This is a genomic window from Gluconacetobacter tumulicola (assembly GCF_014174215.1).
GTDB lineage: Bacteria > Pseudomonadota > Alphaproteobacteria > Acetobacterales > Acetobacteraceae > Gluconacetobacter > Gluconacetobacter tumulicola.
This window is the reverse complement of the sequence record NZ_JABEQL010000037.1, coordinates 1-21,917: the sequence shown is the minus strand read 5'-3', so window position 1 is coordinate 21,917 and position 21,917 is coordinate 1. Positions and strand designations below refer to the sequence as shown.

At 64.7% G+C, this 21,917-nt stretch carries 18 protein-coding genes; 9 read left to right on the top strand and 9 right to left on the bottom strand.

Going from position 1 to position 21,917, the window contains the following annotated elements; genetic code table 11:
- Positions 1-45: 45 nt before the first annotated feature.
- The gene (gene pncA, locus HLH29_RS17740; protein WP_182968711.1) at positions 46-648 is read right to left on the bottom strand and encodes a bifunctional nicotinamidase/pyrazinamidase; all 603 of its coding nucleotides are present in this window, start codon (positions 646-648) and stop codon (positions 46-48) included.
- 88 nt (positions 649-736) lie between these two features.
- On the opposite strand from pncA, the gene HLH29_RS17735 reads away from it, so the two are divergent.
- Genes HLH29_RS17735 through HLH29_RS17725 form a run of 3 tightly spaced genes read left to right on the top strand, consistent with a single transcriptional unit; the run spans position 737 to position 2,312 of the window.
- A complete protein-coding gene (locus tag HLH29_RS17735; protein ID WP_182968710.1) occupies positions 737-1,012 on the top strand; it encodes a hypothetical protein in 276 nt (91 codons plus the stop codon).
- Positions 1,009-1,689, top strand: coding sequence for a Rieske (2Fe-2S) protein (locus HLH29_RS17730; protein ID WP_182968709.1), 681 nt, complete (start codon positions 1,009-1,011; stop codon positions 1,687-1,689). Before HLH29_RS17735 ends, HLH29_RS17730 begins: the two co-directional genes overlap by 4 nt.
- Positions 1,686-2,312 (top strand): glutathione S-transferase family protein, encoded by a 627-nt coding sequence (locus HLH29_RS17725; protein WP_182968708.1) that lies wholly within the window; start codon positions 1,686-1,688, stop codon positions 2,310-2,312. The genes HLH29_RS17730 and HLH29_RS17725 overlap by 4 nt, the downstream gene beginning before the upstream one ends.
- On the opposite strand, the gene HLH29_RS17720 is transcribed toward HLH29_RS17725, so the two are convergent.
- Complete coding sequence (locus tag HLH29_RS17720) at positions 2,303-3,649, bottom strand: hemolysin family protein (RefSeq protein ID WP_182968707.1); 1,347 nt, start codon at positions 3,647-3,649, stop codon at positions 2,303-2,305. The two genes, HLH29_RS17725 and HLH29_RS17720, sit on opposite strands and share 10 nt — an antisense overlap.
- A gap of 289 nt (positions 3,650-3,938) precedes the next feature.
- Here HLH29_RS17720 and HLH29_RS17715 point away from each other — a divergent pair, with 289 nt between their 5' ends.
- On the top strand, positions 3,939-5,510 hold the full coding sequence (locus HLH29_RS17715; protein ID WP_182968706.1) for a GH39 family glycosyl hydrolase: 1,572 nt from the start codon (positions 3,939-3,941) through the stop codon (positions 5,508-5,510).
- A 169-nt stretch (positions 5,511-5,679) separates the two neighbouring features.
- Positions 5,680-6,477 (top strand): IclR family transcriptional regulator domain-containing protein, encoded by a 798-nt coding sequence (locus HLH29_RS17710; RefSeq protein WP_182968705.1) that lies wholly within the window; start codon positions 5,680-5,682, stop codon positions 6,475-6,477.
- Between the two features lie 17 nt (positions 6,478-6,494).
- Here the strand turns inward: HLH29_RS17710 and HLH29_RS17705 are convergent, their stop codons facing one another.
- Positions 6,495-7,748 (bottom strand): NAD(P)/FAD-dependent oxidoreductase, encoded by a 1,254-nt coding sequence (locus tag HLH29_RS17705; RefSeq protein WP_182968704.1) that lies wholly within the window; start codon positions 7,746-7,748, stop codon positions 6,495-6,497.
- Positions 7,748-8,071, bottom strand: a complete 324-nt coding sequence (locus tag HLH29_RS17700) for a 2Fe-2S iron-sulfur cluster-binding protein (protein ID WP_182968703.1) — start codon at positions 8,069-8,071, stop codon at positions 7,748-7,750. Before HLH29_RS17700 ends, HLH29_RS17705 begins: the two co-directional genes overlap by 1 nt.
- Before the next feature lie 154 nt (positions 8,072-8,225).
- Here HLH29_RS17700 and HLH29_RS17695 point away from each other — a divergent pair, with 154 nt between their 5' ends.
- From HLH29_RS17695 to HLH29_RS17685, 3 genes are all read left to right on the top strand, one after another.
- Entirely contained in the window at positions 8,226-9,554 is a 1,329-nt protein-coding gene (locus HLH29_RS17695) for an aromatic ring-hydroxylating dioxygenase subunit alpha (protein WP_182968702.1), read from the top strand.
- Between the two features lie 4 nt (positions 9,555-9,558).
- Positions 9,559-10,995, top strand: a complete 1,437-nt coding sequence (locus HLH29_RS17690; protein ID WP_182968701.1) for a type I glutamate--ammonia ligase — start codon at positions 9,559-9,561, stop codon at positions 10,993-10,995.
- A 209-nt stretch (positions 10,996-11,204) separates the two neighbouring features.
- Positions 11,205-13,622, top strand: a complete 2,418-nt coding sequence (locus HLH29_RS17685; RefSeq protein WP_182968700.1) for a TonB-dependent receptor domain-containing protein — start codon at positions 11,205-11,207, stop codon at positions 13,620-13,622.
- Between the two features lie 16 nt (positions 13,623-13,638).
- Here HLH29_RS17685 and ligA read toward each other — a convergent pair whose 3' ends face one another.
- The 4 genes from ligA to HLH29_RS17665 form a co-directional block, all read right to left on the bottom strand.
- Positions 13,639-15,762 (bottom strand): NAD-dependent DNA ligase LigA, encoded by a 2,124-nt coding sequence (gene ligA / locus HLH29_RS17680; protein WP_182968699.1) that lies wholly within the window; start codon positions 15,760-15,762, stop codon positions 13,639-13,641.
- Between the two features lie 8 nt (positions 15,763-15,770).
- Positions 15,771-17,477, bottom strand: coding sequence for a DNA repair protein RecN (gene recN, locus HLH29_RS17675; RefSeq protein ID WP_182968698.1), 1,707 nt, complete (start codon positions 17,475-17,477; stop codon positions 15,771-15,773).
- A gap of 40 nt (positions 17,478-17,517) precedes the next feature.
- A complete protein-coding gene (locus HLH29_RS17670) occupies positions 17,518-18,483 on the bottom strand; it encodes an outer membrane protein assembly factor BamD (protein ID WP_182968697.1) in 966 nt (321 codons plus the stop codon).
- A gap of 120 nt (positions 18,484-18,603) precedes the next feature.
- The gene (locus tag HLH29_RS17665) at positions 18,604-19,782 is read right to left on the bottom strand and encodes an MFS transporter (protein ID WP_182968696.1); all 1,179 of its coding nucleotides are present in this window, start codon (positions 19,780-19,782) and stop codon (positions 18,604-18,606) included.
- A gap of 91 nt (positions 19,783-19,873) precedes the next feature.
- On the opposite strand from HLH29_RS17665, the gene HLH29_RS17660 reads away from it, so the two are divergent.
- The gene (locus HLH29_RS17660; RefSeq protein ID WP_182968695.1) at positions 19,874-20,449 is read left to right on the top strand and encodes a TetR/AcrR family transcriptional regulator; all 576 of its coding nucleotides are present in this window, start codon (positions 19,874-19,876) and stop codon (positions 20,447-20,449) included.
- 58 nt (positions 20,450-20,507) lie between these two features.
- Here the strand turns inward: HLH29_RS17660 and lpxC are convergent, their stop codons facing one another.
- Positions 20,508-21,488 carry a UDP-3-O-acyl-N-acetylglucosamine deacetylase gene (lpxC, locus tag HLH29_RS17655; protein ID WP_182968694.1) on the bottom strand — a complete coding sequence of 327 codons (981 nt, stop codon included), beginning with the start codon at positions 21,486-21,488 and terminating at the stop codon, positions 20,508-20,510.
- Positions 21,489-21,917: the final 429 nt, after the last annotated feature.

Sequence of the window (21,917 nt, the reverse complement as noted above, 5' to 3'; positions counted from 1 at the left end):
CACCCGGCGCCGGGTTGTTCCCCCCGGAACGGGCCGTGCCCCGTCCTACAGGCCGGCCAGATCGGCGGCGTGGGCACGTGCGATGCCGTGCTGTGCCAGGATCTGCCATGTGGCCTGCGGGTCGGAGCCGACCGCGCGGCATGCATCTTCGACCACGATCGTCTCGAAACCAAGGGCCTTCGCGTCGATGGCGGTGAAGCGCACGCAATAATCCAGCGCCAGCCCGGTGATGAAGACGCGGCTGATGCCCAGCCCCTTCAGGCAGGAATCCAGCCCCGTCCGGGTGGCGCGGTCGTTGTCCATGAAGGCGGAATAGCTGTCGACATCCGGGTCGCGGCCCTTGCGGATCACCATGCCGATCCGTGCCTGGTGCAGCGTGGCCGCCAGTTCGGCGCCGTGCGTTCCCGCCACGCAATGGTCGGGCCAGTGATCGGGCGTGGCTTTTCGCCCGTGAGTGCTGGCGAAGGAGACATGGAAGTGCGGATGCCAGTCCTGGCTGGCCGCCTGCTGGCCGAAGGGCAGGAGGGTCAGGTGGTTGATGACCGGAATGACCGCGTCGCCGTCCGGAACGGCCAGGGCGCCGCCGGGCAGGAAATCGTTCTGGAGATCGATGACCAGCAGCGCATCGTGGGATGTGACATGGATCATGGCCTCTCTCCGTTCGGTACGGTTTCGGAACAGGGATGGCACGTTTCGAACGGGCGGGCTATCGGGGATTAAGGGGCAGGAGGCGGGCATGAGCCGGTGGGAGCGGATGCGCCTGGAACTGGAGGGATGCACGGCGGTGGAGGCCATTCTGTGCCTCGCCCGTGAGCGTGCCGCCCTGATGGCGCTGGAGTGCGTGTTGGTCGAGGCCGGGCCGGTGCGGGTGGTGTTCGAGGTTGCGGGGCCGGAGCCGCTGGTGGGCGCGTTCGAGATGGCGTGCAGTCTGGGGCCGGCGGGGTGTGTGGTGCCGGTGGTGCGCTGCCTGCCCGTGCCCGGTGAGGACAGGGTTCAGGGGGAGAGGGAATGAGCGGGACATGTGATGGCGGATGGTATCCGCTGATGCTGTCGGCGGATCTGGAGCTGGGTACGGTGGCCGGCAGTACCGTGCTGGGGCGGGACCTTGCGGTCTGGCGGGACGGGGAGGGGCAGGCGCATGTGTGGGACGACCGGTGCCCGCATCGCGGCATGCGGCTGAGCCTGGGCTTTGTGCGGGAGGGGGCGCTGGCCTGCCTGTATCATGGCTGGCGCTTCGGGGTGGATGGGCGGTGCGTGCATATTCCGGCGCATCCCGACCTGTCGCCGCCGGGGACGATCCGGGCCGCGCCTTTGCCTGTTGCGGAATGTCATGGGCTGGTCTGGGCTTCGGTCGAGGAGGACGGGTCCTTGCCGGAGGGCGATCCGGCGATGGATGCGGCGGCGTGGGTACCGGTGCGCTCGCTGCGGATCGAGGCCCCGTGGCAGGATGTGGCGCGTGCGGTCGGGATGCCGGACGGGCATCGGGCCGCCGCGCTGGACCGGGATGTGGAGGGCCGGGTGCTGGCGGCGCTGCTGCCGGTGCGTGAGGGGGCGTGCATGCTGCATCTGCTGGCGGCGGCGTCTGCCGGGGTGGAGCGGCTGCATGATCTGGCCGATTGGGGGCAGGATGTGCGGGCGCGGGCGGAGGAACGGGCCGGGCAGGTTTTTCTGGCGGGGGTCGTGGCATGAGTGAGCTGGTGCTGCACGACGACGAGCTGGACGAGGATTGCTATCGGGTGCGGCTGTTCCTGTCGCTGCTGGGGCTTGAGGCGCGTCGGGTCGCGGTCGATGTCGTGCCTGGTGGCGCGCAGGACAGTCCGGGTTTTCGTGCTGTTTCGCCGGCCGGGTTGCTGCCGGTGCTGCGGATCGACGGGCAAATGGTCTGTGGGGCCGGTGGCGCGCTGCTGGCGCTGGCGCATGGGCGGCCGGCGTGGCTGCCTGAGGTGCGCGCGGATTTTGCGCGGGTGGCGCACTGGCTGCAGTTTGCCGCTGGGCCGTTGCGGGCGACGCTGCTGATGCGGCGGGCCTGTCTGTTCGGTGGGGCGGGGGATGGGCAATCCGCCCGCCGGCGGGCGGCGGTGGGGGCGCTGCGGATCATGGAGGACCATCTGGTCCATCGGCGGCTGGAGGGCGGTGCGTGGTTTGTGGGCGATGGGCCGACGGTGGCGGATATCGCCCTGTTTCCCGCCGCCGCGCTGTGTCGGGATTGGGGGGAGGAATATTCCGCCTATCCCGCGCTGCGGCGCTGGGTGCGGGCGGTGCGGGGGCTGCCGGGCTTCGTCACCATGCCCGGCATTCCCGATTACGGCTGATCGGCGTCCGGGCGGCGGGGGCGGCGCGTGACCAGGAGCTGGTTGATGCGGAAGCCCTCGACGTCCACGACCTCGAACAGGAAATTGGCGGCCTCGACCTTGTCGGCCTTGCGCGCCATGCGGCGCAGCCGGTGCATGACGAAGCCGCCGATCGTATCGAAATTGTGGCTGTCGGGCAGGTCCGGCACGCCGAGTTCGCGGATGACGTCGCCGATCGGGGCGGCGCCGTCGATCAGCCACGAATTCTCGTCGCGGCGGACGATGGCCTGTTCCTCGAACGGGTTGGCGAGCCCGTCCATCAGCGCGCCCATGATGTCCTTGAAGGTGATCAGGCCGACCACCAGACCGTATTCGTTGACGATCAGGGCGAAGCCCGCGCCATGCGTGTCGAACTGGGCCAGCGTGTCCCACAGGTTGAGCGTGTCGGGGAGGGACAGCACGTCGCGCCGCATGCGGGAGATCTGCTTGGCCACCGGCAGGATGGTCGCGGTCGGGTCGACATCCTCGGGCTTTTCCACCACGGCGGCCAGCACGTCTTCGGCGCGGATCGAGCCGATGACATTGTCCAGCCCGCCATTGCAGAGCGGGTAGCGGGAATAGGGCTTGGCCCGCACCTTGTCGCGCTGGCTTTCGGCACTTTCCTGCATGTCGAGGAACACGATCTCGTCGCGGGGGGTCATGGCCGAGGTCACGGAACGGTCCTGGAGGCCCAGGACGTTCTGGATCATCTGGTGTTCCTGCTCCAGCAGGACGCCCGAGGCGGTGCCGGCGGCCAGGATGGCGCGGAGGTCTTCCGGCGTCACCGGTTCGACGGCCGAGGCGGCGGGGATTTTCAGCGCGCGCAGGATGACGTCCGACATCTTGGAGAAGATCCAGACGAACGGGTACAGCACCTTCAGCGCGATGGCGGGGAACCAGCCGATGCTCAGCGCCACGCGGTCGGGCGCGTTCATGGCGATGCGCTTGGGCAGCAGGTCGGCGAACAGCACGAACAGGCCCGTGATCAGCACGAAGGACGCGGTGGAGGCGACGTGCCCGGCCAGACCCTCTTCCAGCCCGGCGCGGTGCAGGATGTCGGCCAGCGGCGGGGTGACCATGTCGCTGCTGATGACGCCGCCCAGCACGCCTACGGCGTTGAGGCAGATCTGCAGCACCGTCACCACCTGCCCGCTGTTGCGGCGCAGGCGCAGGAAGTTCACGGCCCGGCTGTCGCCGGCCTCGGCCCGGGTGCGCAGCCGCACCTCGCGCGCCGCCGCGAACGAGATCTCGGACAGGGCGATCAGGATGCTGAAGCCGATCAGGACCACGATCGCGACCAGCCCGGCCAGCAGCATCATGGCCGTGCCTCCGCCCGTGCGGCGAGGCCGGGGCAGGGGGCCGGGAACGCGGCGGGATGGCGGGTGGGGGCCGGGTGCCCCTGGGTGGGATGGGTCATGAGATCAGCAGCCTAGCGCATCCGCGCCTCTTTCGGCCAGCCGGATGGAAGGGTGGGGGCTCAGAGGGGGCGGGACATCACGGGTTTGACAAGTGCGTGTCGATTGCGATGCTGTCCCGCGTCCTCAACCGGGAGCGTCTGCGTTTATGAAAAGGGTGGCTGGATTTCGGATTGTTCGGGCCTGTTCGGCGGTGATCGCTCTTCTGGCGGGTGGCGCGTCGTGGTCGGTCCCGGCCTGGTCCGATGAGATGGTGCCCGCCATAGAGATCGATGCCACCGGGAGCGGGACGCCGTTCCGGCACAGTTGGGAGCAGGCATTCGGTTCGGATCGCGCCGACATGGCGCTGACGGAGAGTTATCTGCGGAACGCGGATCGGACGCGGGAGGCGACCGGGTTCCGCTATGTGCGGTTCCACGGCATCTTCGACGATACGATGGGCATCATGGCGCCGGATGCGGACGGCCACATGCATTACAATTTCCGCAAGGTCGATGCCGTGTATGACGGGCTTCTGGCGCATCATATCCGGCCGCTGGTCGAGCTTTCGTTCATGCCCAGCGCCATCGGCAGCGACGTGCTGCGCCGCGATGGGGGGCTGGAGCCGCTGGTTCACTGGAAGGCGGACGAACAGGCCAGGCCGATCACCGATTATAGCGGCGGGACGCTCTGGTATCGGGCCAATGTGACGTTTCCCGCGCATATGGCAGACTGGAATGCGCTGATCCGCGCCTTCGTCGCGCATCTGGAACAGCGTTATGGCGCCGAGGAAGTCCGGCAATGGCCCTTCGAGGTCTGGAACGAGCCCGATCAGGCGACCTGGGTGGCGCAGCCGAAAATGGCGACGTATTTCGCGCTTTATGACAATACCGCCCGCACCATCAAGGCGGTCGATCCGGCGCTGCGGGTCGGTGGGCCTGCGACGGGGGCCATTCACTGGGTTGGGGATTTCGTCGATCACGTCATGCGGGAGCATGTGCCGGTCGATTTCGTCTCCACGCATATCTATGCGAATGATCCGCCGGATCTGCTGCGATTGCCGAAATCGCCTGCGAATACGGGTAATATTGTCTGCGATGCGACGCGGACGGCGCGTCAGGCGATCGATCATGCCGGGCATCCGGACCTGCCGCTTTATATCACCGAGTTCGGTGCGGACTGGGACATTCATAATGGCAGCGCGGATCGTCCGTGGATCGCGCCGTGGATTGTGCAGACGGTCCATGATTGTGACGGGCTGGCGCCGATCATGTCCTACTGGACGTTTTCGGACGATTTCGAGGAACAGGGGGTGGTCGCCAATGAACTGCCGGGCGCCTATGGGTTGCTGACGACCCATGGCATTCCCAAGCCTGCGTTCAATGCCTTTGCGTTGCTGCATCGTCTGGGGAACCGGCGGCTGCCGGCCGGATCGGGCGATGGCGATGTGCTTGCGACGCGCCGGGAGGATGGCGTGATTGCGGTCGTGCTGTGGAACCGGGATGCCGACAGGGCGCGGGATGCGCATCTGGCGTTCAGGGGGCTGGCGTCCGTGGACGGGGCGACGGTGATCGTGATCGATCGGAATCATGGCACGCCGGCCGCGTTGTTCGAGGCCATGGGGCGGCCGGTCTCGCCGACCGGCCCGCAGGCGGCTGCGTTGATTGCGGCTGCGCGCTTGCCTGCGCCACAGCCTGCGGCGGACTGCACGCAGGCAACCCGATGTGACGTTACGCTTCCACCCGAAAGCCTGGCGCTGCTGCTGGTTCCGACCCGGACGGATTGAAGCAGGACGGGCTATCATTGCGAACGTTTAAAGCCGGAAGGCAATGATGCTAACAATAAAAACGTTCGCTTGACCCACGGCAGAAAACATATAATGCCGACCGCGATTGCGGGTACAGATCAAAACCAGAGAGAAGCGGCAGTGTCCAAGGTAGCGACCGGTGAGTAAATTGCGCGAACGTGACGCGGCCATACGTGCTGAGAATGCAGTCGGGCGTGATTTTTCCGAGGCCCTCGCCCGTGGACTTGCCGTCATAGAGGTGTTCAACGCGTCGCGTCCGGCCCTGTCGCTGGCGGATATCGCCCGTCTTGTCGATCTTCCGCGCGCGACGGTGCGCCGGACGCTTCTGACGCTCGTCCATCTTGGGTATATGGTGGAGAATGGGCGCCTTTACACTCTTCGTCCGTCCATTCTCAAGCTTGCGGCGTCGTATCTCGGGTCGGACCCTATCGCCACGATCCTGCAACCTGTCTGCGAACATCTGGCAGCGGAACTTCATGCGACATTCTCCGTCGCCGTTCTTGATGGAACGGACGCGGTCATGGTCGCTTACGCTTCGCCCAGGAAGGTACAGGCCCATGGTCTGCTGGAAGGGATAGGTCTGCGTCTGCCGGCATTCTGCAGTGCCGTCGGGCGGGTTCTTCTGTCGTCGCTGAGCCCGGAAGACGCGGCATCTTTCCTGAAGGCCTGCACGCCGGAAAAGGTGACGGCGTATACGGTCGTCGACAAGAAACGACTGAAGATCCTATGGGACGCTGTGCGGGATGACGGCTATGCTCTTGTGGATCAGGAAGCGGAAATCGGATATCGGGCTTTGGCGGTGCCGCTGTTCAGGCACGACGGCAGACAGGTCGCGGCGCTGAATGTCGGCGTCAGGATCGAACAGGCCGCCCCTGATGAGATGAAGCGGATCTTTCTTCCGCGCCTGCGCGAGGAGGTGGAAAATCTGCGTAGCCAATTGCTTTGAGGGATCACGGTCGGGAATCAGCGCATCAGGCCAGCCCGCTGTTCTGCCAGAAAGGCCTTGAGGCTGAAGGACGGTGAGGCCACCTGATCGCGGATGGGTAGAATGCCCGATGTCAGTGCCTGGCGGGCCTGCATGTGTTCTGCCGGCATATTGACTGTTTCGATGCACTGCAGGATTTCCGCCTTGCCGAAATGATAGAAGGCGCACGTGCCTGCCGCTGGGTTGCCTCGTACCACGCAGGTGGATGACGGGTCGAATATGCCTACCGTCTGGATCTTCATGTCGAACTGATCGGACCAGAACCAGGGTACCTGCGTGTAACGCGCGTCGCGGCCCATGATGACGGCGGCGGCGACGCGCGCCTGGTCGTGGGCATTCTGTACGCATTCGAGCCGTATCCGGTGTCCGGCAAAGCCGGTCATGTGCCGGGTGCAGTCCCCCGCCGCAAAGATCGCCGGGTCGGATGTCCGGCATTGATCGTCGACCAGAATGCCATCGTCACATGCCAGCCCGGCGGCCTCCGCCAGGTCCTGTTCGGGAATGGCTCCGGTTCCGAGCACGACCAGTGCTGCTGGAACAATCCGGCCGTCGGCAAGGGCGACACCCTGAACGGCTCCATCGTCGTTGGCCACTAATCCGGTCGCAGGCTGCTCGCTCAAAACGCGGACACCGTGCTCGTGATGACGTGCCATCACGAAGGCCGAAAGGTCCGGCGAGGCGGAGCGGAAGAGCAGGCGCGGACCGCTGTTGATGACCGTGACATCCCGCTGTGCGTACCGCCGCCAGGTCGCTGCCAGTTCCAGGCTGATATATCCGCCGCCGACGACGACGATCGGCCCGGCCGTATGGTCGGCTGCGTTCCGCAGCAGCCGAGCGTCGGCCAGCGTGCGGAGGACAAAAACGCCCTTCGGAACGGTGCCCTGCGGCCAGGGGCGGGGACGCGCGCCTGTCGCGAGCATCAGGACATCGTACGGAATCCTTTCGCCGTTGCCGAGCTGAACATGTCGTGCCTGGCGGTCCAGGGCTGCTGCCGGCATCGCTGATCGAAAATCGATCTCTGCCGACGTGAAAAAATGGGGGCCGCGGAGATGCAGAGCGTCTTCCGGCACGGCGTCCCGCATGAACGCTTTCGATAACGGGGGCCTCTGGCACGGAGGCCCGGATTGTGCGTCGACAAGAGTGATCCGGCCGGTGTGGCCGAGTTCGCGCAATGCCGCCGCGAACTGAACGCCTGCGTGCGACGCGCCGATGATCAGAACCGCCGGCGCCATCAGAACTGACGGTCCGGAATGCTTACGGTCAAACCGTCGAGCGCCTCGGTGACATGGATCTGGCAGGCAAGGCGGCTGTTGGGTAGACGGTCCGCGGCAACGCCCTCGAGCATTTCCAGTTCGTCCTGCTGTGCCGGCGGGATGCGGGTGACAAATGCCGGATCGACATAGACGTGGCAGGTGGCGCACGCGCAGGCCCCCCCGCATTCTGCCTCGATCCCCCGTACATCGCCGTAGATGGCCGCCTGCATGACCGTCGTGGGAATGCTGACCTCCACCTCCCTGACGGATGTGTCGGAGAGATGAAAGATTATTTTCGGCATAGGCAGGCTCCGGACGTAAAAAAGTTACGATCAGACAACGTAGACATATTGCATCGGCATCGGATTTCCTGCAACCATTGTTCGACTGATAACATATAGTTCGTTAATCGAACAGTTCCGTGTCATTTTTCGTTCTGAAAGGCAAATCTGTCCGATGCTGAGCGCAGCGCAAAACGATTTGATTACCCGCATCACGCCCGGCAAGCCGGCAGGAAACCTGTTGCGCCGTTATTGGCAGCCAGCCGCGCTGGCCGTGGAACTGGAGGGCGCCAGGCCGATCCGGCCTGTCCGTCTACTGGGGCAGGATCTGGTACTTTTCCGCGACGAGGCTGGGCAGCTTGGACTGCTTGATCGTGACTGTCCGCATCGCAACGCCGATCTTGCATTCGGGCGGCTTGAGGATGGTGGTCTGCGCTGTCCGTTCCATGGATGGCTGTTCGATCGGAACGGGCACTGCCTGCAGACGCCGGCGGAGCCGAAGGGGAGCCGGCTTTGCAAGAATATCAGACAGAAATCCTATCCGGTCGTTGAGAGGAGCGGCATCATCTTCGCCTATCTGGGTGAGGGAGAGCCGCCCGAATTTCCCGCGTTGGACTGTTTTCTTGCTCCGGAACCTTATGTTTTTGCATTCAAAGGGTTGATAGAATGCAATTGGCTGCAAGCTCTGGAAGTCGGCATGGATCCGGCGCACGCCAGCTTTCTTCACAGATTCTTCGAGGACGAGAAGCAGGACGCGGCTTATGGACGCCAGTTCCGGGCCACGTCGGCTGACAGTGAAATTCCGATGACGCAGGTATTACGTGAATTCCCGTGTCCGGACATTTCTGTCGAATCAATGGATTATGGTCTTCGTATTATCGCCCTGCGGGAAATCAACGAACAGAAGACGCATGTTCGGGTAACGAATGTGCTGTTCCCCCAAGCATTCGTCATTCCGCTGTCGGGCACGATGACCATAACGCAATGGCATGTGCCGATCGATGACACGAGTTGTTACTGGTACGCGATTTTTACAAGTTTCGACCAGCCTGTCGACAAGGAGACGATGCGCGACCAGCGCCTTAAACTCTATACGCTTCCCGATTATCGACCGCGGATCGGGCGCTTCAATGATTACGGATTCGATCCGTATGAGCAGGCGCACCAGACCTATACCGGCATGGGAGAAGACATCAACGTCCATGACCAATGGGCCATTGAGTCGCAGGGACGCATTCAGGATCGCACGCGCGAACATCTGGGGCAGACCGACAAGGCCATCATCGCGTTCCGCCGCCTTCTGATGACAGCGATCCGTCAGGTCGAGGAAGGGGAGAAACCGATCATGGTTCTTGATGGCGAGCAGGCGATGTCGATGCGGGGGCCCGCCACGATGGACGGTGTCGGTCCAACCAGGGCGTGGCAGGAATACTGGCGCAATGTCGATCAGCGTCGGCGTGTCGGGGCTCCGTGGGCGTGTTCCGATACTGTGCGGGAGGGGTGACATCGTGGCATTCATCGAACGTCACGCTCTGTTCGACAGCGAGCAGAGGCGTCAGGCAGCGGAAGTTCTACGGAAAATAGAAACAGAGCATCTGAAGACGGTTCGTTTCTCCTTTCCGGACCAGCACGGCATCCTGCGGGGAAAAACATTGGTTTCCGCCGAGGTGCGCGGGGCGATCGAGAGCGGGATTTCGGTCGCATCTTCCCTGCTGATGAAGGACACGTCGCACCGGACGGTCATCCCGATTTTCGAAGGCGTCATGGACGCTGAGATGCAGGATATGCGTGGGTCGGCCGATATGATCATGGTGCCTGATCCGGCGACATTCCGCGTTCTGCCGTGGGCGCCGTCGACGGGATGGATGCTGTGCGATCTCTATTTCAGGGACGGTCGCAAGGTTCCATTTTCTACCCGCCATCTTTTACGCGACGTGCTTGGACGTCTCGCCGATGAGGGATACAGTTTCATGACGGGACTCGAAGTCGAGTTTCATGTCATGAAAGTAAAAGAGCCCAGGATGTCTCTTTCGGATGCCGGGCAGCCGGGAGTGCCCCCGGAAGTCGATCTTTTGCATAAGGGATACAACTATTTGACCGAGCTGTATTATGATCAGCTCGATCCATTCTTTGATCTTCTTCGTTCCAATATCGAGGATCTCGGGCTCGGGTTGAAGACGATGGAGATCGAGTTCGGTCCGAGTCAGGTCGAATTCGTGTTCAATGCCGCATGTGGTTTGAAGCCCGCCGACGATATGGTGCTTTTTCGGAGCGCCGCCAAGCAGATTGCCCGTCGGCATGGGTATCACGTTACATTCATGTGCCGTCCCCGCTTGCTGTCAGTCATGTCGAGCGGCTGGCATCTTCATCAGTCGCTATGCGACCTGAAGACACAGCATAATCTCTTCGTGCCGGATACGGATGAGCAGCCGCTTTCTTGCCTGGGAATGGGATGGTTGGCCGGATTGCTGAAAAATGCCGCTCCGGCAGCAGTATTTTCGACACCCACGATCAATGGATACAAGCGGTACAGACCGTTTTCTCTGGCTCCGGACAGAGCTATCTGGGGATGCGACAACCGCGGTGTGATGCTGCGGGTTCTCGGGGGGGCGGGTGACAAGGCGACGCGCATCGAAAACCGTGTCGGCGAGCCCGCGGCCAATCCTTATCTCTACCTTGCATCCCAGGTGATATGCGGACTGGACGGCATCAGAGGCAAGGATAATCCCGGACCGTCCGCGGACACGCCGTATTCGACGCCGGCGCCGTTTCTGCCCCGTACCCTGGAAGAAGCGGTCAATGCCCTTGAGGGTAGTACGGTCTTTGAAGACGGGTTCGGGAAGGCATTTCTCGACTACCTGATCAGGATAAAAAAAGCCGAGATAGAACGATATAATCTGGAGGTATCGGAATGGGAGCATAGGGAATATTTCGATATGTTCTAATATTGCATAAGAGAATTTTGTTCGGTCTTCTGGATGCGGGCCAGGAGATGCCGAGAGGGTGCGTGTTTAAAACGAGTCATGAAAATAAAATATATAGATAGCATTTCCTCGCTCGCTTCTTGACTCATTGCGATATAAAAACAATGATATTTTTGCAGTAATAAGTTCTTTAATCGAACAAATATGCGAACGCTGGAAACCCCCATCTTGTGCCGCACACTCCGATGTGCCGGAGGAGAGATATGGCTTACACTGGATCTGCAAAACGGTTGTTCTGTCTTTCCACGACGTCTCTTCTGTTCATGTGGGGGCTCGATGGCCATTCCGCGCGGGCCGATGCGGCGCATACGCAGGTTGGAAAGCATAAATCACCGCCACGGCGCATCGTTTCGAACAACGCGGGGCCGGCCGTGCCCGCGAAGCGGGTAGTCGGTAGCGCCAAGCGGCAGCCGGTGGCTCAGGCCCACGGAAGCCCGGAGAGTCTGAGCGTCGAGGCGCGGAGGATCCATCATGACGGCAGAAATGTCGCCGCTTCCACCACCTATGTCTCGCAGCAGGAACTGCGGGAACGAAACGTTACCAATACCGCGGAACTGGGGCGTATCGCGCCCGGCGTGATGATTTCGCAGATGGGGCAGGCGTCGACTTCGACCGTCATTACGATTCGTGGCGTTGCGAATCTGGATTTTTCAGACCATCAGGAATCGCCCAATACAGTCTATTCGGATGGTGCCTATATCAGTTTTCCTGGCGCGATCGGTGCGGCGATGTTCGACCTGGATCGTGTCGAAATCGAGCGCGGTCCCCAGGGCACCACCGGTGGGCGCAATACGACCGGCGGGTCGATTCGTCTGATATCGGCACAGCCGACGGACAAGCTGACGGGATATGGGCAGGCATCCTATGGAAGTTACAGCAGTTTTCAGGAGGAAGGCGCTGTCGGCGGTCCGATTAGTTCAACCCTGATGGGACGTCTTTCCTTTCAGACGAGCAGGCAGAACGGATATATTCATAATACGCTCGGGGGAGATTTCGGGAATGACCGCACATATAACGCGCGACTTCAGTTTCTGTGGCGCCCGAGCGGTTATTTTGAAGATCTGATAAATTTTCACGGCGGCTATGTCCCCAACGTCACGTCGGGAATTTACGCGGTTATTCCGACCTATACCGATTCGTCAAACGCGGGCCTGAGTACACCCGCCAACGAACAGCAATTTCAGGATTTCTGCGCCGGTGCCGGATTCGGTACGCCGCCTTTGGGATCGTTGACCTGCTATGGCGGGAAAGCGCCGAAAGGATATCCTTATACGGTTTCTTCCAGCACGCCCGGGTTTTTCCAGAGGCAACTTTATGGGGCGACCAATACCGCCACATGGCGTGGCGACCATTTTGTCCTGACGGCCATTTCCGATGTCTTTTCCATGAAAAAGCGTTATCAGGAAGATACGGACGGTACGGAACTCTCGATCCTGAATTACAACACGAGTGCGAATTCCTGGCAGGCTTCGCAGGAAATCAATATCGCGGGACATGAGGGACGATGGTCCTGGCTGGCGGGGCTGTATTATCTGCATATCGACGGCGATTACCGGCAGGGAATGTTCGGTGGGTACCCTGCGTCGTGGTCGACGGACACGTTCTATCAGCAGAAGGTCAATACGGGCGCGGTGTTCGCACAGACCGATTATCGGATCACGGATACGCTGACCGCGACCCTGGGCGCGCGATTCACCGTGGACAGCAAGTCGATCCACAGTTTTGCCTATTGCAGCATGCCAGCCGCATTGTGCGCCGCGGGACCGCATTCCGCGCCGAGCGGTTACCAACTGGGTGGCAGTTTTGCCAATGAGGATTGGAGCGGAAAGGTCGGGCTGACATGGAAGCCGACCAGCACGGTCATGGCTTACGGCACGATCACCAGGGGGACGCGTGGCGTGCTGCTGGAGGCACAGACAGCAATCGCGCCGAACGCACAATTCAAGGATATTGTCGTCAAGCCCGAGGATCTTTGGGATTTCGAGACAGGAGTCAAAACGAGCTTTTTCCATCATAAGCTCGATCTCGATGTCGGGGCATTCTATTATGATTATCACAATTACCAGGCGTACAGGCTGGATGTCCTGTCCGAGGCACTGTTCAATGCATCGGCCTATTCCTATGGCGGTGAATTGGCACTGACCGCCCATCCCATCGAGAATCTGAGTTTTTCGCTTGGAACGAGCATGATGCATGGTTATGTGCGTAACGTTTCCATGCCGGACGGATCGGTCCGCGATCAGAATATGGCCTTCGCGCCGCATTGGATGGTGAACAGCAATCTGCGATATGAGGTGCCTGTCAGCTTTGGGCATGTCTTCGTGCAGGGCGATATGAGCTATGTGGATTCCCGTTATGCCAGCACGGTCAATTCGCCTGCCTTGCATATGCCGTCCTATGTGCTGGCCAATGCGAGCGTTGGTTGGAACAGCGTGAATCGCCGCTGGACCGTGACGTTCTTCGTCAAGAATCTGGCGAATGCGTTTTACTACACCGATAACGTGGACATTACCGGGGCCGATGGATCGGCGACGCCGTCATTCTCGATGCCGCGCTGGTTCAGCGGTCAGGTCAGATACACATTCTGAGGGCGGCGCGGCGGGCCTAGATTTCCGGCAGGCCGGCCAGTTCGCGCCAGCCGGGTTCGTCGAGTGTGTCGAGGCCGAGTTCGGCGGCTTTGCGGGCTTTGGAGCCGGCGTCGGTGCCCAGGACGACCAGGTCGGTCTTTTTGGAGACGCTGTCGGTGACGCGGGCGCCGAGGCGTTCGGCGATCGCCTTGGCTTCGGGGCGGGTCATCGTGGTCAGCGTGCCGGTGAAGACGATGGTCTTGCCGGACAGGGTGCCTTCGGTCTGGGGTTCTTCGTCCTCGATCGTCGTCAGCATGGCTGTCAGGTCGTCGAGGGTGGTGAGGTTGTGGGCTTCCAGGAAGAACGCTGCCAGTTCGTCGGCGATGGCGGTGCCGATGCCGGTGATGGAGCCGAGGGCCAGCCGTGCGTCGGAGCCGATGGTGGTGGCGGCCAGCATCTGTTCGCGCCAGTTGGTGTACGAGCCGTAATGGCGGGCCAGCAGGCGGGCGTTGCTGGAGCCGATGCGCCGGATGCCCAGCGCGTAGATGAAGCGGGCCAGCGGGATGGCCTGGCGGGCGCGGATCGCGGCCGTGAGGTTGCGGGCGGAGAGTTCGCCCCAGCCTTCGCGTTTGGCGATATCATCTTCGTGGTTCGGCAAACGGAAGATGTCGGCTGGGGTTTTCAGCAGGCCGTCCGTATGGAATTCGGTGATCGTGCGTTCGCCCAATCCGTCGATGTCGAAGGCGTCGCGCGAGACGAAATGGATCAGCCGTTCCACCACCTGCGCCGGGCAGGTCAGGCCGCCGGTGCAGCGCCAGACGACCTCGCCGGGCGGGCGTTCGGCATGGGCGTGGCAGATCGGGCAGGTGTGGGGGAAGGCGAAGGGTTCGCCGCGCGGCGGGTCGCCTTCCTTGCGCGGGACCACGCCGAGAATCTGCGGGATGACGTCGCCCGCGCGCTGGATCTGCACCAGGTCGCCTTCGCGGACGTCCTTGCGCTGGATTTCGTCCTCGTTGTGCAATGTGGCGCGGGTGACGATGACGCCGCCGACATTCACCGGCTCCAGGATCGCCACCGGGGTCAGCGCGCCGGTGCGGCCGACCTGGATGTCGATGCGCGTCAGGCGCGTGATGGCCTGCTCGGCGGGGAATTTCCAGGCGATGGCCCAGCGCGGGGCGCGGCCGACGAAGCCCAGGCGATCCTGCAAGGCGAGATCGTCGATTTTATAGACGACGCCGTCGATATCGTATTTCAGCCCCGAGCGTTCACGGGCGATGTCGTCCATGAAGGATTCGGCTGCGGCGGCGCTTTCGACGATCTTCGATAGCGGGTTGACCGTGAAGCCCCAGTCGCGGAGCCGGTCGAGATAATGGGCGTGGGTGTCTGCCACGCGTTCCGACGAAAAGCCCTGGGCGTAGGCGAACAGGGACAGCGGCCGGCGGGCGGTGATCGACGGGTCGAGCTGGCGCAGGGAGCCGGCCGCCGCGTTGCGGGGGTTGGCGAACAGTTTCTGGCCGGCGCTGGCCTGGGCCGCGTTGATGGCGAGGAAGGCGGGTTTGGAGAGGAAGACCTCGCCCCGGATTTCGATCAGGGCCGGGGCGTGGCCCTCGAGGTGCTGCGGGAGGTCGTGCAGCGTGCGCAGGTTGGCGGTGACGTCCTCGCCCTCGGTGCCGTCGCCGCGGGTGGTGCCGCGCACGAAGCGGCCATGTTCGTAGGTGAGGCTGATCGACAGACCGTCGATCTTGGGTTCGGCGACGAAGCGCAGGGCGCGCGTCTTGTCCTCGTCCAGGCCCAGGAAACGGGCTGCGCGGGTCACGAAGGATTCGAATTCCTCGCGGTCGAACGCATTGTCCAGCGACAGCATCGGCACCAGGTGGCGATGCCGGGTGAAGGTGGGGGCGGCCGCGCCGCCGATATGCAGCGACGGGCTGTCGGCGCGGCGCAGGGCGGGAAAGCGGGCCTCGATCGCCAGGTTGCGGCGGCGCAGCGCATCATATTCGGCGTCGGTGACGGCGGGGGCGTCGTTTTCGTAATAGGCGCGGTCCAGCGTGCGGATCTGGTGGGCCAGACGCTCCAGTTCGGCGGTGGCCTGGGCTTCGGTCAGGTCTGTGGGGTCGATCGTGGCGGGATCGGGGGTGTCGGCTCGGGTATCGGGGGACATGGGGGCAATTACCCTTGCAGAAGGCTGTCGGCCGCCGCCCGCGCGGCCTCGGTGATGGTGTCGCCGGCCAGCATCCGGGCGATTTCCTCGCGCCGCTGTTCGGTCGATAACGGTTCGGCCCGCGTTTCGGTTCGGCCCTTGGCCACCGATTTGCTGATGCGCAGATGGGCGTTGCCGCGTGCCGCGACCTGCGGGCTGTGGGTGACGACCAGGACCTGGACATCCTGCCCCACGCGGGACAGGCGCTCGCCGATGGCCGAGGCGGTCGCGCCGCCGACGCCGGCATCGACCTCGTCGAACACCAGGGTCGGCACGGCGGAGCGGCCGGCCAGCACGACTTTCAAGGCCAGCATCAGGCGCGACAATTCGCCGCCCGAGGCGACCTTGGCCAGTGGGCCGGGCGGCTGGCCGGGATTGGCGGCGATCTGGAAGGCCGCCTGCTCGCGGCCCCGCGCGTTCCACGCCTCGGGCGGCAGGGGGGGGAGGGTGACGAAGAAGCGGGCGCGTTCCAGCCGCAGGGGCTTGAGCTCGGCCGTGACGGCGGCTTCCAGCCGGCGGGCGGTCTTTTCGCGCGCCGCCGACAGCAGGCCGGCCGCGTCCTCGAACCGGGCGCGGCGTTCGCGGACCATGGTCTCCAGCGCGCCGATGCGGACATTGCCCGAATCCAGCGCCGCCAGCCGGTCGCCGAGTGCCGCCAGCAGGCCCGGAAGTTCCGGCACCGAGACGCCGTGCTTGCGCGCGGCTGCGCGCAGCGCGAACAGCCGTTCCTCGGTCTGTTCCAGCAGGCGGGGGTCGGAATCGGCTTCGGCGGCCAGGCGGGAGAGCAGGGTTTCGGCCTCGCCCAGGGCCTCTTCGGCGCGTTCCAGGGCGGCCAGGGCCTCGTGCGCCAGCCGGTCGGCGCCTTCGGTCGCGGTGTCGCCGGCTGAGGGGAGCAGGCGTTGCAGGGTGCGGCTGGCGCCGCGCAGGGCGGCGGCGGGGCCGGACGAGCGGCGGTCGCGCGGCGAGAGTTCCGCCAGGGCGGCGGCGATGGCCTCGCCGCGCCGTTCGCCCTGCTGCAGGCTCTGGCGCATGCCGGCCAGATGGGTTTCCTCGTCTTCCTGCGGGGCGAGGGTGGACAGGTCCTCGACCGACTGGCGCAGCCATTCTTCCTCGCGCGCCGCGTTTTCCATCGTGGCGCGGGCGGCGGCGAGTTCGGCCGTGGCCGCCATCCAGGCGCGATAGGCGGCTTCGGTGTCGGCCCGCAGGGCGGGTGGCACGCCGAAGGAATCGAGGAGGTCGAGATGGGTGCCCTGGTCGGCCAGGCCCATCTGTTCGTGCTGGCCCTGGATTTCGACCAGCAGCGCCGCCGCCCGGCGCAGCAGGTTCACCCCTACCGGCTGGTCGTTGATATAGGCGCGCGACCGCCCGTCCACGGTGACGATCCGGCGCAGGACCAGCGGTTCGCGCGGGTCGTCGATGACGATTCCCTGTTCGGCCAGCAGGGTGGGCAGCGGATGGTCGGGCAGCAGGTCGAAACAGGCGGTGACGCTGGCCTGTTCGGCGCCGGCCCGCACCAGGCCGGCGCTGGCGCGTTCGCCCAGGGTCAGGCCCAGGCTGTCGAGCAGGATCGACTTGCCGGCCCCGGTCTCGCCCGTCAGCACGGTGAGGCCGGGGGAGAAGGGCAGGTCCAGCCGTTCGATCAGGACGACGTCGCGGATCGACAGATGGGTCAGCATCGGGTTGCCCCGGACGGCGGGAGGGGGGGCTCCACGCCCGTCAGAAGACGGAATGCCATACGCGCGAGAAGAAGCCGCGCTGGGCGTGCGTGGCCTGGGACGGCGGCGGCGGGGCCTTGGCCAGCGGCTTGGCCGTGTCAGCCGATCTGGCGGGGGCGTTGTCCGCGACCAGGCCCGGCACCGGGGTGCCGGCGGACAGCAGGTGCTTGCTGCGCAGCGTGTCGTAGGCGTAGCGGTACCATTTGCTGCCGGGATAATTGTAGGACAGCACGGATGCGGTGCGGCGGGCCTGGTCGGTCAGGCCCAGGTCCAGATAGACCTCGACCAGCCGCTCCAGCGCTTCCGGCACGTGGTTGGTCGTCTGGAAATCCTGCACCACACGCTGGTAGCGGTTGACTGCGGAATGATAGGCGCGCTGCTGCTGGTAGAAGCGGCCGACCAGCATTTCCTTGCCGGCCAGATGGTCGCGGCAGAGATCGACCTTGAGCTGGGCGTCGCGCGCGTAGGGCGATTGCGGGAAGCGGGTGATGACCTCTTCCAGCGCGTTCATCGCCTCGATCGTGCCCTGCTGGTCGCGCTGCACCTCGGCGACCTGCTCGTAATAGCAGAGTGCGCGCAGATAGAACGCATAGGCGGCGTCGGGGCTGGTCGGGTGCAGTTCCAGGAAGCGGTCGAGCTGCTGCACGGCCTCGGGATACTTGTCCTGCAGGTAGTAGGCGTAGCCCCCCATCAACTGCGCGTTCGCGACATAGGCGGAATAGGGGTAATTCTGTTGCAGGACGTCGAATTCCGCCGCCGACAGGGCGTAGCGCTGGTCGCGCAGGGCGTCGATGCCGTTATTGTAGAGCGTATCGACCGGAGGCACATGCGATTCCAGGTCGTTGATCGTCTTCTTGTCGCCGCTGCATGCCGCGAGCGACAGAATGACGGCGATCGAGGCGTATCGGGCGGCGTGGCGGCCGGCCGAACGATCAGCGGAATGGTTTCGAATGCTGCGCAGGGACATGCCGACTCTTCCAGTTCGTCTGCCTTATATCATGCGGCGGGCCGGGGTGAAGGCCATGGCGTCGTTTTCCCGGCGAATGAACGCCGAGCGGCGGCGGGGGGAGGGATGGCGGAGCGAGGGTCAGGCCGTCCCGGCCGGGTCGGGACGGGGCAGCGCGCGCAGCGTGGCGCCGGTCAGCCCGATCAGCAGCGCCACGTAAAGATCGGTGGTGGTCATCAGCCCCAGGCCGCGCACCGCGAATCCGGCGGCGAAGGCCGGGGCGCAGAAGGCGAGGTAGCTGAGCACGAAATAGCTTGCCATCAGGCCGGCGCGTTCGTGGACATGGGCGAGCGGGACCAGCATGCGGAGCGATCCCTGCACCACGAGGCCGAGCCCCGCGCCGGCGATCCCGCCCCCCAGCAGGAACATCGCCAGGAACCGGGCGTGGAGCCCCAGCAGCGCGACCGGCAGGCCGGCCAGGACCAGGATCGCGCCCCGCCGCAGCAGCGCGAGCGCGTCGCCCCGGCGATGCAGCATCATCGCCGCCAGGGCCGCGCCCATCACCGATGCGATCACCCACCCGCCCAGCAGCGGATCGGCCGCCCCGCCATCGGCCAGTCGCGCGACGGCCGGGCCGAGCGACAGCAGCAATCCGCTCAGCGCCCAGACGGCGATATTGGCCGGTGCGACCGTCAGCATCGCCCCCCTGGCGCGCCGGGGCACATGCACGCGCGGCCTGAGCGAGGCGAGCGCGCCGGGCATCGGCGACACCGTTTCCGGCAGGGAGAGAATGGCGGGGACGGCAAGCGCCAACGCCACCAGGATCAGCACGAAGACCAGCCGCAGCGGATGGGGGGCGAAGCGCGCGAGGACGGCCGAGGCCAGGGCGAAACCCGCCATCGATCCCATCGGCACCATGCCGCCGATCAGGCCGCCCCGCGCGCGGTCGGCATCCTGCAGCCCGGCGCTGAGCGCGCTGGTGGCGATGCCGGTGGCCAGTCCCTGGAGGGCGCGGCCGCGCAGGATATCGTCGATTCCCGTGGCGGTGGCGCATTGCAGCATCGCCAGCATCTCGATCGCGATCGCCGCCAGCGCCACGGGGCGGCGGCCGATATGGTCGGACAGCGCACCCAGGCAGAGCAGGGCAGCCAGGAGGGTCAGGGCATAGATGGCGAAGGCCGCCTGGAGCATCGGCACCGGCACATGCCATTGCGCCTGGTACAGGGGATAGAGCGGCGTCAGCGCGGCCGATGCGCCCAGGAAGACGAACAGGACCGCGCCATAGGTGCGGAGCAGGCGTTGGGTGGGTCGCGTCGTCATGGACGGCTCTCCGGTTAATGCCTAGAATATGCGTTAGCCGTATGGGCGCATGGCGGGATAAAAGCAATATATTTGCGTTAGGATTGGTTTCATGTCGGTGAGGCAGGCCGTACGGCCGGGCGGGCGGAGTTTGCGCGTGCAGCAGGCCGTGCATGCGGCGGTCGGCGAACTGATCGCGGAGGTCGGGCGCGACGCGTTGACCGTGCCGCAGGTCGCGCAGCGCGCGGGGGTGACGTCCTCGACGATCTATCGACGCTGGGGGGACCTGGCGACGTTGGTCAGCGATGTCGCCCGGCGTAGCTTGCGGACCGACTGTCCGATCCGGCTGACGGGCGATTTCGCCACCGACCTGGCTGCCTGGGCGGAGATGTACCAGGACGAAATGGATTCGACGCCTGGGCGGAACATGGTCCGCGACGTCCTACGCGGCTGGGACGGGACGACGGCGGCGTGCGCCCTGCTGGAGGCGGTGCGTCCTGTCGTCGAGACCATCCTGACCGCCGCCGGCCCGCCGGTCGGCCTGTCCGCCGACAGGGTGATCGACGCCGTCGTCGCGCCGGTGCTGATGCGCCTGATCTTTGCCGACGCGCCGCTGCCCGCCGGGCTGGCGCGCGAGGCGGCGTTGCGCGTGGCGGCCGTCGCCCGGACGAACGTGCCGCCGTCATAGGGCAGCGTGTAGGGAGGGAACCCGGCCCGGACGGATCGCCCGGACAGAAGGGGATCGATCAGGCCGCCGCGCGCAGGGGCTGGGGGCGCGGCGCGCGCGCGCGCGGCCGCCAGGCCTCGGCGTCGGCGAACAGGGTGCGCAGCAGCCGGTTGTTCAGCGCGTGGCCCGATTTGTGGCCGGTGAACGCGCCGTTGATCGCGGCGCCGGCCAGCGACAGGTCACCCACCGCGTCGATCATCTTGTGGCGCACGAACTCGTCGGGGCGGCGCAGGCCGGACGGGTTGAGGATGGTGGCGCCGTCGACCACGATGGCATTGTCCAGCGACCCGCCGCGCGCCAGGCCGGCGGCGTGGAGGGCCTCGATTTCCTGCCGCAGGGTGAACGTACGGCAATTGGCGAGCTGGTCGCGGAAGCTGCGGCGGTCCAGCCGGGCGGTGAAGCTCTGTTCGCCGATCGCGGCGGCGGGGAAGGCGATGGACATCGTCAGAGTCAGGCCGGGCTCGCGCGCCGGACGCAGTTCGGCAAAGGCGTCGCCGTCGGTCACGCGGACGGGGCGCAGGATGTCGATCCCAGCCCTGGGGGCGGCCTGTTCGGCCACGCCGGCGCAATCCAGCAGGAAGACGAAATCGGACGCCGAACCATCCAGCACCGGCAGTTCCGGCCCGTCGACGTCGATCAGCACATTGTCGATTCCGGCGGCCGAGAGCGCGGCCATCAGATGCTCGATCGTCGCGACCCGCAGGGCGGGGTTCGTGGGATCGCCGATGACGGTGGACAGCCTGGTATCGACGACATGATCGAAACGGCCGGGAATGGTGCGGCCGTCGAGATCGGTCCGGCGGAAGACGATCCCGGTATTTTCGGCGGCCGGATGGAGCGCCAGCCTGATCCGCAGGCCCGTATGCAGGCCGACCCCGACGCAGGAAATGCTCTGGCGCAGCGTCTGCTGGCGGGCGATGCGCGTGGGAAGGGGACGGGCGGAAACGGTGTCGCCGATGGATGAGGAATCCTGTCCCGACATCGTCAGCATACCGTCCATTACAGTCCCTCGCGGTTGTTACCGTTGCTTCTTGCCTGGCCGTTACAGAACCGACAGCACGAACAGCATGATCTGTAATGACCCGGAAGCGGGAGTGCGAGTCACTGTTTATTGCCGACTATTACGACTTAACAGTCTGAAACATAAGGACAAAATAAAGACACAAAGTGTGTTTCAGGGGAACTTTCCCGAAGCGTGCCTGAAACCGCGCGCCGGAAGGCCGGGCCCGGAAAAGGGAGACCCTGCTCGGAAATGTGGGCTGGCGAGCGAGAGTGCCGCGCAGCGGCACGGCCGGCGTGTGTTTTTGAGCACCGAAGCGGAGCGGCCTTGATGGCCGTGTTGGGGTGGACGGCCCCCACGGCATCATGTGCCAAGGTTCAGGGGGTCATCACACTGAACCCAGGAGCCGCCCATGAGCGAGTTTAAACG

Bases quoted from the DNA above. Each gene is read 5' to 3' on its own strand.
- pncA (WP_182968711.1), bottom strand. From the start codon at position 648: ATGATCCATGTCACATCCCACGATGCGCTGCTGGTCATCGATCTCCAG.
- HLH29_RS17735 (WP_182968710.1), top strand. From the start codon at position 737: ATGAGCCGGTGGGAGCGGATGCGCCTGGAACTGGAGGGATGCACGGCG.
- HLH29_RS17730 (WP_182968709.1), top strand. From the start codon at position 1,009: ATGAGCGGGACATGTGATGGCGGATGGTATCCGCTGATGCTGTCGGCG.
- HLH29_RS17725 (WP_182968708.1), top strand. From the start codon at position 1,686: ATGAGTGAGCTGGTGCTGCACGACGACGAGCTGGACGAGGATTGCTAT.
- HLH29_RS17720 (WP_182968707.1), bottom strand. From the start codon at position 3,649: ATGATGCTGCTGGCCGGGCTGGTCGCGATCGTGGTCCTGATCGGCTTC.
- HLH29_RS17705 (WP_182968704.1), bottom strand. From the start codon at position 7,748: ATGGCGCCGGCGGTTCTGATCATCGGCGCGTCGCACGCAGGCGTTCAG.
- HLH29_RS17700 (WP_182968703.1), bottom strand. From the start codon at position 8,071: ATGCCGAAAATAATCTTTCATCTCTCCGACACATCCGTCAGGGAGGTG.
- HLH29_RS17695 (WP_182968702.1), top strand. From the start codon at position 8,226: ATGCTGAGCGCAGCGCAAAACGATTTGATTACCCGCATCACGCCCGGC.
- ligA (WP_182968699.1), bottom strand. From the start codon at position 15,762: ATGTCCCCCGATACCCGAGCCGACACCCCCGATCCCGCCACGATCGAC.
- recN (WP_182968698.1), bottom strand. From the start codon at position 17,477: ATGCTGACCCATCTGTCGATCCGCGACGTCGTCCTGATCGAACGGCTG.
- HLH29_RS17670 (WP_182968697.1), bottom strand. From the start codon at position 18,483: ATGTCCCTGCGCAGCATTCGAAACCATTCCGCTGATCGTTCGGCCGGC.
- HLH29_RS17665 (WP_182968696.1), bottom strand. From the start codon at position 19,782: ATGACGACGCGACCCACCCAACGCCTGCTCCGCACCTATGGCGCGGTC.
- HLH29_RS17660 (WP_182968695.1), top strand. From the start codon at position 19,874: ATGTCGGTGAGGCAGGCCGTACGGCCGGGCGGGCGGAGTTTGCGCGTG.
- lpxC (WP_182968694.1), bottom strand. From the start codon at position 21,488: ATGGACGGTATGCTGACGATGTCGGGACAGGATTCCTCATCCATCGGC.